General features: G+C 57.5%; 13 protein-coding genes and 1 tRNA gene. 10 read left to right on the forward strand and 4 right to left on the reverse strand.

All coding sequences use genetic code 11. The features are described 5' to 3' along the window. Positions 1-405 precede the first annotated feature (405 nt). The 4 genes from NW828_RS12140 to pxcA all read left to right on the forward strand — a co-directional run bounded on the left by NW828_RS12140 (position 406) and on the right by pxcA (position 4,206). Positions 406-762, forward strand: a complete 357-nt coding sequence (locus NW828_RS12140; RefSeq protein WP_011432451.1) for a ferredoxin-thioredoxin reductase catalytic domain-containing protein — start codon at positions 406-408, stop codon at positions 760-762. 104 nt (positions 763-866) lie between these two features. Beyond that, positions 867-983, forward strand: coding sequence for a photosystem II reaction center X protein (locus tag NW828_RS12145; RefSeq protein ID WP_011432450.1), 117 nt, complete (start codon positions 867-869; stop codon positions 981-983). A gap of 256 nt (positions 984-1,239) precedes the next feature. Further along, positions 1,240-2,643 carry a glycosyltransferase gene (locus tag NW828_RS12150; protein WP_414384149.1) on the forward strand — a complete coding sequence of 468 codons (1,404 nt, stop codon included), beginning with the start codon at positions 1,240-1,242 and terminating at the stop codon, positions 2,641-2,643. Between the two features lie 180 nt (positions 2,644-2,823). Then, on the forward strand, positions 2,824-4,206 hold the full coding sequence (gene pxcA / locus NW828_RS12155; RefSeq protein WP_414384151.1) for a proton extrusion protein PcxA: 1,383 nt from the start codon (positions 2,824-2,826) through the stop codon (positions 4,204-4,206). Between the two features lie 163 nt (positions 4,207-4,369). On the opposite strand, the gene NW828_RS12160 is transcribed toward pxcA, so the two are convergent. Together NW828_RS12160 and NW828_RS12165 are read right to left on the reverse strand one after the other, a co-directional pair. After that, positions 4,370-4,960 carry a DUF721 domain-containing protein gene (locus NW828_RS12160; protein ID WP_414384152.1) on the reverse strand — a complete coding sequence of 197 codons (591 nt, stop codon included), beginning with the start codon at positions 4,958-4,960 and terminating at the stop codon, positions 4,370-4,372. Positions 4,961-4,993: 33 nt separating this feature from the next. Then, positions 4,994-6,787, reverse strand: coding sequence for a mechanosensitive ion channel domain-containing protein (locus tag NW828_RS12165; protein ID WP_414384154.1), 1,794 nt, complete (start codon positions 6,785-6,787; stop codon positions 4,994-4,996). Between the two features lie 32 nt (positions 6,788-6,819). Here NW828_RS12165 and NW828_RS12170 point away from each other — a divergent pair, with 32 nt between their 5' ends. Next, entirely contained in the window at positions 6,820-6,951 is a 132-nt protein-coding gene (locus tag NW828_RS12170) for a hypothetical protein (protein ID WP_414343450.1), read from the forward strand. Here the strand turns inward: NW828_RS12170 and uvrB are convergent. Beyond that, a complete protein-coding gene (gene uvrB / locus NW828_RS12175; protein ID WP_414384156.1) occupies positions 6,948-9,035 on the reverse strand; it encodes an excinuclease ABC subunit UvrB in 2,088 nt (695 codons plus the stop codon). The genes NW828_RS12170 and uvrB overlap by 4 nt on opposite strands. A gap of 296 nt (positions 9,036-9,331) precedes the next feature. On the opposite strand from uvrB, the gene NW828_RS12180 reads away from it, so the two are divergent. Continuing rightward, a complete protein-coding gene (locus NW828_RS12180; protein ID WP_414384158.1) occupies positions 9,332-11,128 on the forward strand; it encodes a DUF3352 domain-containing protein in 1,797 nt (598 codons plus the stop codon). A 3-nt stretch (positions 11,129-11,131) separates the two neighbouring features. On the opposite strand, the gene NW828_RS12185 is transcribed toward NW828_RS12180, so the two are convergent. Next, on the reverse strand, positions 11,132-11,575 hold the full coding sequence (locus NW828_RS12185) for an ATP-binding protein (RefSeq protein WP_011432443.1): 444 nt from the start codon (positions 11,573-11,575) through the stop codon (positions 11,132-11,134). Between the two features lie 141 nt (positions 11,576-11,716). Here NW828_RS12185 and NW828_RS12190 point away from each other — a divergent pair, with 141 nt between their 5' ends. From NW828_RS12190 to NW828_RS12205, 4 genes are all read left to right on the forward strand, one after another. Next, the gene (locus NW828_RS12190) at positions 11,717-11,914 is read left to right on the forward strand and encodes a cytochrome b6f subunit family protein (RefSeq protein WP_041436278.1); all 198 of its coding nucleotides are present in this window, start codon (positions 11,717-11,719) and stop codon (positions 11,912-11,914) included. Positions 11,915-11,951: 37 nt separating this feature from the next. Beyond that, positions 11,952-12,281, forward strand: a complete 330-nt coding sequence (locus NW828_RS12195; RefSeq protein ID WP_238376891.1) for an HU family DNA-binding protein — start codon at positions 11,952-11,954, stop codon at positions 12,279-12,281. 12 nt (positions 12,282-12,293) lie between these two features. Beyond that, a complete protein-coding gene (locus NW828_RS12200) occupies positions 12,294-13,754 on the forward strand; it encodes a DASH family cryptochrome (RefSeq protein ID WP_414384159.1) in 1,461 nt (486 codons plus the stop codon). Between the two features lie 99 nt (positions 13,755-13,853). After that, positions 13,854-13,925: transfer RNA gene (locus tag NW828_RS12205), tRNA-Met, on the forward strand. Positions 13,926-14,081 lie beyond the last annotated feature (156 nt).

The following is a 14,081-nucleotide window of genomic DNA, read 5'->3' on the forward strand; positions in this document are numbered from 1 at the left end:
TGGCCTGTGGATCGAACCGCACGGGCGGTCGGAAGCAGGAACCCGCCGAGACGACTGCGCAAGGAGCCATCCATGCGCAGCGTGGTAGGAATCTCCGGCCTAAAGGCCGGGGAGGATGTCAAGGTATTCTGTAGAGTACGCCAAGGCTGGCTCTTGCTACGGCCCCTAGATGTTGCCTTGTGTAACAGCAAGGGCATAATCTTTTGTCCTGCCTAGAGGTCTGCTGTACAACGAAGAGCGAGATACAGCTTTTCTCGACGTTGTGGGAGGTCTGTGGAGTTATCTGTGGAGTTAATAGAATCCCGGCCCCCTACACGTCTGTACTGGCTTCGGGAGGCGTCGTCGGAAAAAGCTGTGAACCCCATTGCTAGCAACAGCCGGTTAGTTCCACTTTTGGGAATCGTCATGGAAAGTCGTGGTTACAAAAAGTCCTCACAGAAGAGCTTTGAGTTGATGCGGCATTTCGCAGAAACCTACGCCAAACGCTCCGAGACCTTTTTCTGCTCGGATCCATCAATTACGACGGCGGTGATCGAAGGCTTGGCTCTGCACAAAGAGCAATTGGGCGCCCCGCTGTGTCCCTGTCGTTTTTATGAAGACAAAGAGGCAGAAGCAAAAGCAGGCTATTGGAATTGCCCCTGTGTACCCATGCGGGAGCGAAAGGAATGTCACTGTATGCTGTTCTTAACGCCGGATAACCCCTTTGCCGGCAAGAGCCAAACCCTAGAGGAGGTGCCCCTGGAATACCAAACTACCAAATGACAGCGCCCGGCAGGGACAAAGGCAGGCTTTGGAAGGGTGACAGGGCTCGGTATAATCGAAAAGCCGTTGGGCAATGGTTATTTGCACGAGGAGGAAACGCTTTTATGACTCCCTCACTTGCTAACTTCCTCTGGAGCTTGGTGGCTGGTGCAGTTGTGCTGGGGGCTCTCTTTGGCGCCATCATCTTTGTCAGCCAAAGGGATAAAGTGCGTCGTCGCTGAGATCCCCGCTCGTTGGCACTTGCCCGCCAATGCTTCCCTTTTCCCTGTACTGCTATCGCTGGGTGGGGAGAGACTGGGGTGGCAAGATGTGGCTGCGGTACGCAATCGCTGGAGGGCTTCGCCCCTGTTGTCGGGGATCCAGCTGGGTTGGGTGACCAACAGATTGAGATCTAAGGTGCTTGAAGCCGTTGTTGCAAACGATCACACCTTATGATCGAAGACTATCCAGCGATACCCCAGGGATCCCTTGCCAGCGTTGACCCACCCCTTGTATTACTGGCGGCAAAAAAACCGCTACTACCACGAGGATCTGGAGCGGCTGCATCGCTTTTTTGTCCCTGCCGGTTTGCGCATCTTGGAGATTGGTTCCGGCACGGGATCCCTGCTCAATGCCTTGCAGCCCAGCTTCGGGGTGGGGATCGACCGGGATGCGGACATTGTTGCCCAAGCTCAGGCAGAGTTTCCCCATCTCCATTTCCGGGTGCAAGATGCCCACACGCTGGACAAAGAGGATCCCGTTTTGGCGGAGCCTTTTGATGTGATCTTGCTCGTCAATACCCTGGGCTACCTGGCCGACATCCAGCAGGTTCTCCAGCAGTTGCGCCGCTTCTGTACCCCACGCACCCGCCTGATCCTCTCCCACCACAACCCACTTTGGGAGCCGATTCTGAGCCTGGCAACCGCTCTGAAGCAACGGATGCCTCTGCCGGCAGCCAACTGGTTATCGGCAGCCGATGTGGCCAACCTGCTGCACTTGGCAGGATACGAGGTCATTCAGCAGGGCAAGCGGCTGTTGTTGCCGCGGCGGATCCCGTTCCTTTCGACTGTGATCAACCGGGTGATTGCCCCATTGCCCGGGATCAACGCCCTCTGCCTGACAGAGTACACGATCGCTCGCCTGCAGCCCGACCCGGCTTGGGATCCCCCCCCTGAGCAGCAGCCTTCCTGCACCGTGGTGATTCCGGCTCGGAATGAAGCGGGCAACATCCGCCGCTGCGTGGAACATTTGCCCGAGATGGGATCCCGCACCGAGATCATTTTTGTGGAGGGGCATTCCAGCGACGGGACTTGGGCCGAGATCCAGCGGGTACAGGCGGAATACCAAGGGATCCGCAATATCCGGGCTCTACGGCAGGAGGGCAAGGGCAAGGGGGATGCGGTGCGCAAGGGGCTAGCCGCCGCTACAGGGGATGTGTTGATCATCCTCGATGCCGATTTGACCGTACAGGCAGAGGACCTGCCCAAGTTTTTCCGGGCTGTGGCTTCCGGGCGATGTGATTTTGCCAATGGTTGTCGCCTTATCTATCCCCTGAAACCAGAGGCAATGCCTCGGCTAAACCAATGGGCCAATCGTTTTTTTGCCGCTCTCCTCTCCTACATTCTCGGCATCCGCATCAAAGATTCCCTCTGTGGCACCAAGGCCCTGTGGCGGGAGGATTACCAGCAGATTGCCAAGCTGTGCCAAGAGTGGGGGGATTTCGACCCGTTTGGAGATTTTGACCTGTTGCTGGGATCCGCCAAGCGCACCCTGAAGATCCTGGATATCCCCGTGCGCTATTTCCCCAGAACCTATGGTCGCTCCAACATTCACCATGTGCGAGAGGGGCTGCGGCTGCTGCAGATCTGTGGCTTTGCCCTCAAGCGCTTTAAGGGATACTGAAGTTTGCTCTGACCCAAAGGTGCCGGTCTGTACTTCTGTCGAGGCAGGGCCAGTCTCTGCAAGTACTTCTCCACCGTTGGGATTCCCGCCTAGGCACCCAGGACTCGTTACAATAATTAGTCAATCGGATCACTGTAATGTGTGGATCGGCCCCCATGGGGAGTGCCACGGGAACGAGCAATGGGAGAATCCGTATTGAGCAGGCTGGGCCAATGGATCTCAAATACCCCCCTGCGCTCCCTTGACCAAGCTTATGAGGCTGCCCTGCGCATTAAAGCCATCGAGGATCAATACTTCCAGGGAGGGTCCATTGGCAGCAACGGGCAACATGGCCAGAATGTCAGCCGCTACTTTCAGATTCAACTGCGCCGGCAGCTGCGCCAGATCGATCTGCGTTTGGCAGAGTTCAGAGCCAGCAGCGCCTTTTCTCGCCTGCCGGATCCCGAGCAAAATGGCAGCGGCCCTACTTCTGCCCAAGATAAAGCTCAACAACTCCATGCCGCTGAGGCCAATGTTTCTGAAAGCAGCAGCGAAAACTCCGAGAATGGTTGCCAAAGACGAGATCTTTCCATTTTGGAGAAACTGCAGTTTATCGATCAGGTGACTTCTCGATACAAACGCCCGACCAGAAAATCCCAGCCCATCTCTGCTTCAATTTCCACTTCACCTGAGCCTCTCGAACGGCCAGAACAACCTACCTCAACCCAACCCAGTTCTCCTGATGTCTCTGTCAAGGCAGGCTCCGGCAATGGCGCTGCCCCGGTCGCTTCCAAAGCTGCGATTCTGCCCCGTTCTATTCTGCGCACAGCCAGCCAAATCCGCCGTGAGCTGAGTTCCCAGGCCGAAGAGGAACTGATCCAAGAGTATCGCGAGGCTCGCACTCGCACACTGGTATCGATTCGTTTTCTGTTGTTGTTGGCCATTTTGCCTCTGCTCACCCAGATCCTCTCGAAAAACTTTCTGTTTGGGCCATTGGTGGATCACTTCCAACAACGGGAGCCTGCCATTGTGGCTCTAAGCCACGAATTCCAAGAAAAAGCCCTGTCAGAGTTCGAGTTTTTCAAGGAAAGAATAGAATTTGAGCGAGCTTTGCACCATCAACCCCCAGAGTGGGATCTGGAATCAGAAGAGCAACTGTCCATGAAGGCAGAGGAACTGCTGAAAAAATATAGCCGTAGGAACTCGGAAGGATTGAAGAATATCCTTGCTGATTTGCTTTCGCTGCTGGTGTTTGGCTGGCTTATCTTTACTGGGCGTGAGGAAATCGAAGTCCTCAAGTCTTTTTTGGATCGTCTGATCTACGGCCTCAGCGATAGTGCCAAGGCTTTCATTATCATTCTTTTTACCGATGTGTTTGTCGGTTATCACTCTCCCCACGGTTGGGAGGTGCTGCTGGGTAATTTGGCTGCCCATTTGGGGGTACCGGAGAACCGCGATTTTATCTACGGCTTTATTGCTACTTTTCCGGTTTTCCTAGATACGCTTTTTAAGTATTGGATCTTTCGCTATCTAAACCGTGTATCGCCGTCTTCAGTAGCCACCTATCGGGCTATGAACGATTAAGGGTTCGCAGTTGCATTTCAAACTGGGTTGAGACGCTTCCCAAGCGCTCCTTGCCGCTGCCGTAACCATCCACAACCTCTCTCAGAGGAAGAAAGAAGTTGGGGATCGACCTGACGAATCGTTTGATTGCCATTTGAAGCAACCGTAATTCGAGTTTCCTGAGTTAGCTGGGCGGGCGCAAGGATTGTCGATGGCAGAACCCGCAGACAAACCAACGCTCCAATTCGGCGGCAGGGGTAGGACAGCGGCAGGCGGGGCAGGGGAACAGGTTTTGCTGGGTTTGTTGTTGTTTCACCACCCTGGCCCAGCGCTCGAAAGCCACTTTCGGGTCGGAGGCGGGCTGTTTCGAATTGGGGCCGCGACAGGATCCAGAGCGTTGCTCATTTGGGGGTGCCTGGCGGGGGGTGGCATAAAACTTGCTGGTCAACTCTGCATCAGGGTGGGGGGTGGCTTGGCTGGATCCCTTGTGCCAGGCACCAGAGCTGAAGCGGATATCGCTGAGGGGAGATTGTAGCCGGCTGTTGAGTTTCCTGAGAATGATCTGGCGTTGCAAGGTTAAGTTTTGTGCCCAGGCCGGGGTAGAGGTGGCCACCTGCAGCACCTGTCGGCGCAGGCTGAGAGGATAGGTTTGGGCGGCTACGGCCTCTCCGACGAGTTCGGGCCAGAGCTGCCGCAGGGTTTGCATTTGCTTCAGTTCAGCCCAACGGGGATGGCTGCCAAAGCTTCCCAGTACCTCATCTAACCGCTGCAACATGGTGTCGATAGGGTGTCAATGGCAGGCAATAGCTTAGGAAACACCATTTTGGTCTTCCGGCGATTGAGCCGCTTCTTTGAGGGCAGAGTGAATGGAGTCGGTATCGGGCAAAGAAGGGGATCCGCCATTTTGACTGAGGGGGGCAAATCCCTCTAGGCTGCGGATATGAATATCTTGTTGCGGGAAGGGGATGCGGATCCCACGTCGCCGAAACTCAGCCTCGATCAGGAAGTTTAGCTCGCTGATCAAGACAAACTGATCTTGAGGACGGTTGATCCACACCAGCAGCTCAAAGTTAAGTGCAGAAGGGCCAAAGGACTTGAGCCAGACTTGGGGGGCAGGGCTGCTCAACACCCGAGCATTTTCTTTGGCTGCGCTGAGCAGAGCTTCGGTGACCAGGGCCGTATCGGAGCCGTAGGCCACGCCGACCGGAATGTGGATGCGACAGCGGGGATCCCGGTAGCTCCAGTTCACCACCTTCGATTCGGTAAAGCGGGAGTTGGGCACAATCACAAAAATGCGATCCAGGGTGCGCAAGACGGTGGCTCGTGGGCCAATGCGCTCCACTGTGCCGAGCAGGTTGTCCACTTCCACCAGATCCCCGATTTGGATGGGGCGCTCCAGCAAAATGGCAATGTAGCTGATGTAGTTGTTGGAGAGGTTTTGCAAACCAAAGCCGATCCCCAAACCCACCGCCCCGGCAATAACCGCCAAGGAGCCCAGATTAAGGCCGCTGAAGGGCAAGACCAGAAGGATGCCGAACAGGGTCAGGATGTACTTGAAGATGGCCGCCGAAGACTCTTGGGTGCCCAGATCCAGCCCCAGGCGTGCCAAAAAGCGCTGCTTGAAGCCAACACTGACGTAGTGGGCGCCGGTGAAAACCAAGATGGAGAGGACGAGGAAGACCAGCAAGCTGGCAATCGAAACGCTGGAGTTGGGCAGAGGCTGGGTGAGAACGCCCAGAGCCGTGGCGACCACACGACCCAGGCCCAGGTAAAAGGAGCGCTGAAACGGTCGTAGGGCAGGGATGAAGCTGATACCGCGATCCAGCGAGATGCCGGCGATGAGGATCACCCCCACGCCCCGCAGCAGCATCCCACCCACATCGATCCAGGTGCCCCAGGTCTCTCCGGCCTTAAGCTCCAACCAGCGTTGCAGACGGGTTAAGCTGCGGTCGAACAGCCGCCAGAGAAAGAACCCCACCACCAGGGTGGCGATCCCTGCCAGGAGGGTCAGAACCAGCACGCGCGGATCCTGGGCCCGTTGCAGAGCCAGCAGGTCTTCGCGGTAATTGGCAATCGCTTGCTCCAACCGCCGCGCCCAACTGTTAGCCACCAGACGCACGTCATTCAGGTTCACCTGACCCGGTGCCACCCTGCGCTCTGCGGCTGCATCGGCATAGGTGACGGTGAACAAATACCGTTGTGTGCGCTCAAAGCGGCCTCTTTCCCCCAGGCGTAAGATGTATTGCCCATTGGCATCCTGGGCCACCCGTACCTCTGGCTCCGGCAACTGGCCTTCTTCCAGAAAGCGCTCGATGATCGCCCGAACGTTGTCGGCCCGCACATCGCTGGGGTACTCTGCCGTCTGCAGGCGAAACACCGGGATGTTCCCCACCAACACCTCTGTGCCCTCTTGGCCGGTCAAAGGGATCCCGACTGGGCTGGGAGCCGGAGCAGGGGATCCCTCAGGAGTTGGCGCTTCAGCCGGTGTGGGTCGGGGATCGGCCAGGAAAAAGTTGGGATCCCGAAATTCAAGGGCTTGAGCCAAGGGGATCCCTGAGGAGGCAGAGGCGACGGCAGGGGTGAGCCAGAGACCTATCCCCACCGTCAGCCCAACCCAAAGAGCTGCTCGCTTAAGTGGGACGGAGTCCTGCATGGCCGGTTTGGTACGAACGCCTATCGATCAATTGGGGATCCCTGGTGCTGCCCCGCAAGCTCATGGTGGCACAAGCCGACCTCAATTTTGGCCGATCTGAGCAAGGATTTTAGGTGCCCTGAGAATGGCCCAGAAGGCGTTGACGCAGCTTTTTGATTCTATCTCGCAGCTCGGCGGCTTCCTCAAATTCTAGGTTTTTGGCGGCCTCTTTCATCTTCAGTTCCAGTTGGCCGATCAGCTCTGGAATCTCGGAGAGAGGGATCTCTTGCGCAGCTTGAAAGGCTTTTTCCAGATCTGGGTTGCTGAGTTTGCGGGAGATGGCCAAAAAAGACAAGATGGCATTGCTGTTTTTCTTGACAATGGGCTTGGGCGCGATGTTGTGTTGGCGGTTGTATTGCAATTGAATCTCGCGGCGACGCTGGGTCTCGGCAATGGCTCGGGCCATGCTGCTGGTCATGGTGTCGGCGTACATCACCACCATACCGCGGACATTTCGTGCTGCCCTCCCAATCATCTGAATCAGGGAGCGCTCTGCTCGCAAAAACCCTTCTTTGTCGGCATCCAAAATGGCCACCAAGGAGACTTCCGGCAGGTCTAACCCTTCCCGCAGCAAGTTAACTCCTACCAACACGTCAAAGGCCCCTTCTCGAAAGTCTTGTAGGATTTCAATTCGCTCAATCGAGGTGATCTCGGAATGCAAATAGCGAACTCGGATCCCTCGCTCCTGGAGATATTCCGTGAGGTCCTCTGCCATCCGTTTGGTGAGGGTGGTCACGATCACCCGTTCGGCAGGCCCCTGCTGAGAGCGCTCCAATCGCAAATAAATTTCTCCCAGCAAATCGTCCACTTGCCCAGCCGTAGGGCGCACATGCACCTCGGGATCCACCACCCCAGTGGGCCGAATCACCTGTTCGATAACCCGACCGCTGCCCTGCACATAAAACTTCAAGGTCTTGCCATCTTCCACCCGGGTTTCAAATTGGGCCTCGCTCTGCTCTAGTTCCCAGTTGCCGGGGGTAGCCGAAACAAAGATGCACTGATGAACTTTGGCCCAAAACTCTTCGGCTTTGAGGGGGCGATTGTCGAGGGCGCTGGGCAGGCGAAAACCATGATCTACCAGCACCTGCTTGCGGGCACGGTCGCCATTGTACATGCCGCGAATTTGGGGCACAGTGACGTGGGACTCATCCACCACCAACAGCCAATCGTCGGCCTTGAAATAATCCACCAAGCAGGCGGGGGGCTCTCCTGCTTTGCGCCCTGTTAAATGTCTGGAGTAGTTTTCGATCCCGTTGCAATAGCCCACCTCTCGCAGCATTTCTAGGTCGTAGCGGGTGCGCTGCTCTAGGCGTTGGGCTTCCAGGAGCTTGCCTTCTTTGCGAAAGAAGGCCAGTTGCTCTTCCAGTTCTTGCTCGATATTGAGGATCGCCCGCTCCAATTGTGCTTCCGGCGTTACAAAGTGCCGAGCAGGATAAACTCTGAGGGCGCTGAGGCTGTTCAAAATCTCACCTGTAACCGGATCAATTAAGCGAATGGCCTCGATCTCATCGCCAAAAAATTCGATGCGAATGACCCGATCCTCATAGGCCGGCACAATTTCCAGCACATCCCCTTTGAGGCGAAATCGCCCCCGCACCAGCTCCAGGTCATTGCGCTCGTACTGGATGCTGGCCAGATCCCGCAGGACATCCCGTTGGTTAATCTCCTGGCCGACTTTGAAGGGGATGGAAGCCTTCAGGTACTCCTCTGGCATGCCCAGACCATAGATGCAGCTCACCGAGGCCACCACAATCACATCTCGCCGTTCAAACAAAGAGCGGGTAGCCGAGTGGCGCAACATATCGATTTCATCGTTGATGGAAGAAGATTTGGCAATGTATGTATCGGTGCTGGGAACATAGGCTTCCGGTTGATAGTAGTCGTAATAGCTGATGAAGTATTCAACGGCATTGTGAGGAAAAAGCTCCCGCAGCTCATTGCACAGTTGTGCTGCCAAAGTCTTATTGTGGGCCATCACTAAGGTGGGCCTGCCCACCTGCTGAATGGTATGGGCGATGGTAAACGTTTTGCCGGTTCCGGTTGCTCCCAGCAAGGTTTGAAAACGATGGCCTTCTGAAATCGACTTCACCAAGCCGGCAATTGCCTTAGGTTGATCTCCGGTGGGTTGATAGGGAGAAACCAGTTGAAACTCTGACATGGGTTTGACTTTCGGATGGGCCTAGATAGCTGCCGAGCTGGTCAAGGCAGGGCTGATCTGCACGTTGGTTTGGAATGGTGGTGCGGATCGCAAAGGCTTGTGGGGTGCCTCTAAACTTGGCCGCCTGCTCAGCAGTGGGCTCCAGCTTGCGCACCAGGATGAGCCTCTGTTCCATGGTAAGGTTTTATCATGCATGACTGAGGGCAGCTCTTCTTCCTGGGCCTGTTCATGCCAGTGATGTGAAGCATTAGGGCCTGGGTACACGCGCTACGTCTCTCTCGGTGAAGAGATGAGATATGGGACGACGGCAACTCTTGCGCGGGATCCTGATTGGGCTTGGTCTTCTGGCCGCCATGGTGGTGTGGGTTGTCGTATGGCTGCTCACCCGCAGTCCGGTGGCTTTGTTGCTGGCCCACCCGGAGCTGCCACCCATTGTGGGCTTTGCCCCCAGCTCTGCGCAAGCGCTGCTGGTGTTGGCCGTTCCCCTGGACGAGGTGCAAGCGTTTTGGCAAGCGGCAACCCCTGCCCCTCAGCGACGCGCTACCCGTCAGCAATGGCGAAAGTTTTTCTCCCCTGAAGGCCCAGGCTGGCTGGGATCCATGCTGGCCGGGGGATCCCTTGATTTCGAGCGGGAGGTGCGGCCCTGGCTGGGGAGGAGCACCCTCTTGGCCAGTTTGCCGGAGTGGGGCACCTTGGTTGCCCTAGAAACGCGGGATGCGGCGCTCTCTCAATTTGAGCTGAACCTGTTGTGGGAACGGCAGAGCTTGGCCGGGAGGCCGGTGCAGGTGGACACTTACAAGGGCATTCAGGTGGTGTCCAGCCCGATTCCGGGCCTGCAGGGTTTCTCGGCAGCCGTTTTCGGCGAGCAATACGTGTTGCTGGCGGAGCAGCCTGCTGCCATTCGCGCCGCCATCGATGCTTGGCAATTGCCGCAGTTGTCTCTGGTGGCTCAGCCTCTGTTTCAGCAGGTCATCCAGCCGCTGCGGGAGGCACATGTGGGTTGGGCCTTCTGGCAAAATCCAGAGGCGGTTTCTCCAGACGGGCTGACGTTGCAGGCGGTAGGGCTGGGGTTGGGGGTGAACTTCCAAGGCTTGGTGGCCGAAAGTGCTGCCCTCTGGCATGCGCCCGCTGGCTTCTCCTTGCCGGCGGCAGAAGCCTTTCGCCCGCAGATCCTTCAACATCTGCCGGATAAAACCTTGGCGCTGATTTCCGGAGAGAATCTGGTCTCAGTTTGGCAGAGCCTGGGGCAGATCCAGCCCCTAAATTCCCTGGGGTTGCGGGTGGATCCCGGCCAGTGGCTGCAGCGCTTGCAATCTCAGGTGGCGCTGGACTGGCAGCGTCTGTTGCCGGAACGGGGAGAGTTTGCCTTTGCCCTTTTGCCCGGCGACGGGGATCCAGCCTGGCTGTGGGTCGGTAAGCTGCCGGATGAGTCGGTCGCGACAGCGGGACGGAGTCCTTATTTCGACTTGGATGAGCGGGCACGCGCCCAAGGCTGGCAGGTAATCTCTCTGGCAACGAAGCGTGGCACCGCCACCGCCTGGGCCAAACCAACCATTCCCGCAGGGGGGCAGTCAGAACCCCAGCCGGTGGCGACAGCGGGACGGAGTCCTTACCGCTCTATCCATCGACCGGAGATCCCTGTGTTGGCAGGCGAGCCGCTGGAAGTCAGTGGGAAAGGAGGATCCGCGTCATTGCAGGCGGCAGAGGCTCTCCCCCAAACGCTGCCAGGGATCCCGCTGCCGGCACAGGTGTATCATGCCGATCGCAAAGGCTATTCCTACCTGGCCTCTTCTTTGGGGGCTCTGGAGACGGCCCTCGCGGATCCCCCCTTGAGTGCAAATCGCGCCTGGCGCAAGTTGGTGGCTTCCCTGCCCCACCGCAATTTGGGCTATGGCTATGGATCCCTGGGGTTGCTCTTGGAAAGCGAGCTGCCCGACCCGGTCGCGTCAGCGGCGCGGAGCGCTATGGGATCCCGCTGGTCATCCACGCGCTTTGCCTTCGCCACCACAGCCCTAGCGGTTTCTGAAGCTCCCTACCCCGATCGGGGCTGCCAGATTACCCAAATGGGCAAGCTGTTTTGGGAGTGGCATTGAGGGTCAGACTATCCAGGGATCCCGGCAGTTGGCGTGGATGTATTTGGCCAGGTAGACCTGGTTGCCTGTTTCATTCCACTCCACAAAGTCGAAGATTTGGGTGAGCAGCAGCATTCCTCGGCCCGACTCTTCGGTTTCCAAGATGTTATGTTGGCATCGGTGGAGCTTCTCTTGGGGACAAAAGCCGGGCCCTTGATCTCGCACCAGCCATTGGTAAAAGGGTTCGGAGCTGGCGTACTCGATGATCACCTTCTTGTTGGGGTCGAGGCCGTTGCCGTGGCGGACGGCATTGATGATTGCTTCCTGTAGGCCCAAACGTATTTCCGCTCTCCAGGCAGGAGGGACTTTTGAGATCAAGAGATCGAGGACAGGCTGAGTGTAGAGGGTGGAGGGAAAGCTGATAACGCTCCAGGAGCAGTGGGCGGGTTTGAGGGAAAGGGCAATCACGGAGGCAGTCTTCCCTGGGGCACGGCACTCTGACCCCATTCTAGCAATCCCATCGGGGTCAACCCCAGCAGAGGTGCGGCAGGAGCTCGGCAAGGGGACTTTTGCCGTACCATCTTGAGTGGTAAGTCTCTTCGCGGTTTTATGGCGATCAAGGTTGGAAATAAGGTCAAAGTTCGCTCTGTCCAGGATCGCGGACAAGAAAACCTCAGCGCTCTGGTGGGCAAAGAGGCTGTGGTGCTGGCACGGCGTGTGGTCGATGGCAGCGGTGTCGGCTACATTCTGGAGTTTCCCGATCGCTCTCGACATTGGTTTTTCGAGAGCGAACTGGAGGTGCTCTAAGCCCCTGTCTGTGTTCTGTTGTCTAGAGGGTCGGTTGGTGGCTTCTCCTCCTCATTTGACTCGCCGTTTGCTGGCCCGCCAGATGGCCGCGCAGGTGGATGGCCTGACCGTGGAAATGGCTGCTGCTGCGCTGGAGGCTATGCTGGACAGCATTAGCCAATGCCTGGCCCAGGGGGGATCCGTGCGGCTGGCTCGCTTTGGCACGTTCTCGCTGCGCCATCGTCCCGCCCGGCAAACCTATCATCCGCGCACCAAGGCCCCTGTTCACATCCCGGCTGCCGATGTGCCTCATTTTGTTCCCAGCCCTGAGCTGGGGCGTCCAGCTGGGGTTCGGGTGTCCAAGTCTGAGTCCGCGGGATCCGTGTAGGGTAGCTGCAGAATGACCGTCCTGCTGTGGTTTCGCACCGACTTGCGCCTGCTGGATCACCAGCCGCTGACGCGGGCCTGCCAACAGGGATCCCCTTTGATCCCCTTGTATTGCTTGGATCCCCGCCAGTTCGGCGAGACTTCCCTTGGGCTCCGCCCCAGAACCGGCCCTTTCCGCGGTCAGTTTTTGCTGGAGAGTTTGGCAGATCTGCGGCAGCAGTTGCGGTCGCGCGGCTCGGATTTGGTGATCCGCCAGGGACAGCCGGAACAGGTGATCCCCACCTTGGCACAGGAGTGGGGGGTCGAGGCGGTCTATGCCCATGAAGAGGTGGGCACCGAGGAGAAGGAGGTGGCGGCTGCTGTTGAGCGGGCTTTGCGGTCTCTGGGGATCCGGCTGCAGGTTGATTGGGGCTATACCCTCTATCACCCTGAGGATCTCCCCTTTTGTCTCTCGCAACTGCCGGAGCTGTTCACCCGCTTTCGAAAGCAAGTCGAGGGGAGCACCCCCATCCGGGATCCCTTGCCCATTCCCTCGATCCCCCCCCTGCCATCGGGTTTGGATCCCGGCCCTCTGCCCACCCTGGCCTCGCTGGGGCTATTTTCACCTGCTAGGGATCCACGGGCCCGCTTCACCTACCTTGGCGGCAGCACTGCTGCCCATGCCCGCCTGCAAACCTACTTTTGGGATCTGGATCGGCTGCGCATCTACAAAGAAACCCGCAACGGCATGTTGGATCCCGACGATAGCTCCCGGCTTTCTGCTTGGTTGGCCCTGGGCTGCATCTCCCCTCGCACCGTCTATGCCGAGGTCAAGCGTTACGAGCAGGAGCGGGTGCGCAATGAGTCCACCTACTGGCTGGTGTTTGAGCTGCTGTGGCGGGATTATTTTCGGTTTATCTTGGCCAAGCACGGCGCCAAACTGTTCCGTCCTTCTGGGATCCAAGGGATCCCCATCCCTTGGCAGCAGGATTGGCCGCGCTTTCAGGCTTGGTGTCGGGGTGAGACGGGCTACCCCTTGGTGGATGCCAACATGCGGGAGCTGGCGGCTACCGGATTTATGTCCAACCGGGGACGGCAGAATGTGGCCAGCTTTTTGACCAAGAACCTGGGCATCGACTGGCGCATGGGCGCTGAGTGGTTTGAGTCGTTGCTCATCGACTACGACGTGGCCAGCAACTACGGCAATTGGAACTACACCGCCGGCGTAGGGAATGATGCCCGTGGCTTCCGCTACTTCCACATCCCCAAGCAATCTCGCGAGTACGATCCCAAAGGAGACTATCTGCGCCACTGGTTGCCGGAATTGGCCGGGATCCCGGGGGATAAAATCCACGAGCCCTATCGCCTCACTGCTGCCGAGCAGAAGCAATTTGGAGTTCGGTTGGGGGTGGACTACCCTCGCCCACTGGTGGATTTGGAGAAGTCTCTCGCGGCCAACCGACGGGTTTACGAAGCTGCCCTGGCCTGCCGATAGGCATTGCCTTGTCTGGGGCTTCTTCCCGAGAAGGGGCTGAGGGGATTTTCTGAGGCGCAGTTCCGGCCCAAGAGTGCTATTCTAGTTAAGCACTATCCTGGCTCAGTAGCTCAGCGGTAGAGCAGGGGACTCATAAGCCCTTGGTCGCGTGTTCAAATCACGCCTGAGCCATCTCTATGAAACCCTTACTAGAGGCCCCTTTCCGTTGTGGAGTAGGGCTTCTGGCTTTTTGGGGCCACTTTGCGCTGTTTCTAGGTCGTGTTGATCTTATGTTAGGATAGAGAGAATAATTTATAGAGGAAAGAGGATGAAGTTGGTTTTTTTAGA

The sequence above is a fragment of the Synechococcus sp. W55.2 genome (assembly GCF_047461635.1).
Classification (GTDB): Bacteria; Cyanobacteriota; Cyanobacteriia; order Thermostichales; family Thermostichaceae; genus Thermostichus.

Excerpts from the sequence above, each read along its gene's own strand:
- NW828_RS12140 (WP_011432451.1), top strand. The coding sequence starts at position 406 with ATGGAAAGTCGTGGTTACAAAAAGTCCTCACAGAAGAGCTTTGAGTTG.
- NW828_RS12145 (WP_011432450.1), top strand. The coding sequence starts at position 867 with ATGACTCCCTCACTTGCTAACTTCCTCTGGAGCTTGGTGGCTGGTGCA.
- pxcA (WP_414384151.1), top strand. The coding sequence starts at position 2,824 with ATGGGAGAATCCGTATTGAGCAGGCTGGGCCAATGGATCTCAAATACC.
- NW828_RS12160 (WP_414384152.1), bottom strand. The coding sequence starts at position 4,960 with ATGTTGCAGCGGTTAGATGAGGTACTGGGAAGCTTTGGCAGCCATCCC.
- uvrB (WP_414384156.1), bottom strand. The coding sequence starts at position 9,035 with ATGTCAGAGTTTCAACTGGTTTCTCCCTATCAACCCACCGGAGATCAA.
- NW828_RS12180 (WP_414384158.1), top strand. The coding sequence starts at position 9,332 with ATGGGACGACGGCAACTCTTGCGCGGGATCCTGATTGGGCTTGGTCTT.
- NW828_RS12190 (WP_041436278.1), top strand. The coding sequence starts at position 11,717 with ATGGCGATCAAGGTTGGAAATAAGGTCAAAGTTCGCTCTGTCCAGGAT.
- NW828_RS12200 (WP_414384159.1), top strand. The coding sequence starts at position 12,294 with ATGACCGTCCTGCTGTGGTTTCGCACCGACTTGCGCCTGCTGGATCAC.